The organism is Veillonellales bacterium, assembly GCA_039680175.1.
Taxonomy (GTDB): Bacteria; Bacillota; Negativicutes; order JAAYSF01; family JAAYSF01; genus JBDKTO01.
The window spans coordinates 1-1,999 of sequence record JBDKTO010000046.1; the positions used below are offsets into that span (position 1 = coordinate 1).

Annotated in this window: 2 protein-coding genes; both read right to left on the reverse strand. The window is 36.4% G+C overall.

The genetic code is table 11. The features are described from left to right. Positions 1 to 122 precede the first annotated feature (122 nt). Positions 123 to 686, reverse strand: coding sequence for a histidine kinase N-terminal 7TM domain-containing protein (locus ABFC84_07820; GenBank protein MEN6412656.1), 564 nt, complete (start codon positions 684 to 686; stop codon positions 123 to 125). A gap of 319 nt (positions 687 to 1,005) precedes the next feature. Then, entirely contained in the window at positions 1,006 to 1,605 is a 600-nt protein-coding gene (locus ABFC84_07825; GenBank protein MEN6412657.1) for a tetratricopeptide repeat protein, read from the reverse strand. Positions 1,606 to 1,999 lie beyond the last annotated feature (394 nt).

Sequence of the window (1,999 nt, forward strand, 5' to 3'; positions counted from 1 at the left end):
TTCTAAAACTAAATGACATTTTTTCTTAAGCTTTCTGGCGCGCAATATGAAATTTTATACATAATTTTATAAAGTGCTTTTTCCAGAAATAAATGCGGAAAATTCCGAGACTATTTGCGCGCTTATACTTGCAGTTTATACGATGCCGAAACTTTTCGATACATATGAACAAGAAGATAATTACCATATATAAAGGAAAAGTATGTATAAACTAAATTTACCCAATACCACGGACCTTTAACAAGAATGGCTATAGAAAATATATTTCTCATTTCCATCTCAATTGCTTTGTAAAACAAATGATGCAATCCGTTGGTATAGTGTAAGAGAAAAGTCATTACCGGAATAAAAAATAAACCCGCAATCAGCGGACGGGTTAAAAATCTTTCATTTCCGGTGTATTCCAAGACCAACATCAGCCACAATGCAGGGAAAAACGATACGCCGATGTACTCAATTTTTAACCAAAATATTATGTCTTTAATCGTCTCGCTCGTTATTTCAAAAGCATATCCGATTGAGTAGAAGGATATTGCGACGATTAAGGCAATATACGCTCTAGCACCAATACTTTCCCGCCGATGACAGTATGCATAGAAAGCCAAAAACAAGTTCATAATGCTGGCCAGAATTAATAAACCTGTATAGTATGAATACATATTGCCAGAACCTCTCATTACTCCCATAATCGCCCTCATTGTAACATAATAGTACAATCTTTACTATCCTGAAGTCCCAGAATTTTAGATCGAGGCAAGGAATACTTTTTAACTTCCCTGCCGCAAGTTAAATTTAGCCCGGTATATCCATCCCTAGGTTTTAGGCTGATCAGCATTATTGGCAAGACCGTGAAACTATACTGCCGACTTTGGCCAAACAAAAGCTTCGCATAACCTGCGAAGGCTTGTTTTCAATGATATTCGATTAGCCTATGCTTTGCTCATAGAAAAAATAGGACAGATGGAAGAATAGCTTCTTCCATCTGTCCTTTATGTTTTAAGCTTTTTATTCGACAACTCCGCCTAACATCCTAATACGAGACTTAGCAATATCGATAGCAACTTTATCTTGTGAAGTTGAGATTAATTGCTTGTATAAAGCGATTGCATCGCTATATTTTTGCTGTTTCTCTAAGGCTGAACCTTTCCAAAAATAAGGGCTTGAAGATTTTGGGTCTAGTTCGATTGCTTTATCAAAATCTTGAATTGCCAGATCGTATTGGCCTCTTTTAATATATAAGCATCCGCGATTAAGATAAGGAGCAAAGTAATGCGGGTCGATGCTTATGGCTTTATTATAATCATCAAAAGCGAGATCGTATTGCGCTTTTTTGATGTCATATATATATCCACGAGCAACGTAGGCAGCGGCATAGTTAGGGTTAATCTCAGTGGCCTTTGTATAATCACTAATAGCAGAATCATACTGGGTTTGTTGATAGTAAGCATTTCCGCGCTTAAAATAAGCGATCGCGTCATTGGGATTATTAGAAATAGCTTGAGTCCATACAACGATTTGATCAGTAGGACCAATATCCTGCGCAGATACAAATCCTAATGAAAATAGAAAAACAAAACAAAAAGCGATTAATACATGTTTAATCACAAAACCACATCCTTTAACGTGTTTTTAAAATAATATTCTATTTTTTTCAAAGTATTCGTTTGTTTTCCAATGGTTTTCAAAGATAGTACTAGAGTGGCTGGAGCTTTTTCACGACACTCATCACCAGCATAAGGTAGGTCATCGGAAATATAGTCCGTGTACTGCCTTATTTTTAATGATCAAAATGCTATGCTCCGTATATCCGATTATTAACTCCCGATTACGGAATTGATCCGGTTACAAAAAAGGGAACCGGAATCCAGGCTGGCTTTTAAGACGTCTATCAATTATAAAAATTGTATCAACCTGCGCATTGTCTCATGGATAGGACACATTAAGCTGCACACAATATTACATAATAAAAGCCCTCGCATAACCTGCGAAGGCTTGATTT

Coding starts and splice junctions, on each gene's coding strand:
- ABFC84_07820 (MEN6412656.1), bottom strand. CDS start 686: ATGGGAGTAATGAGAGGTTCTGGCAATATGTATTCATACTATACAGGT.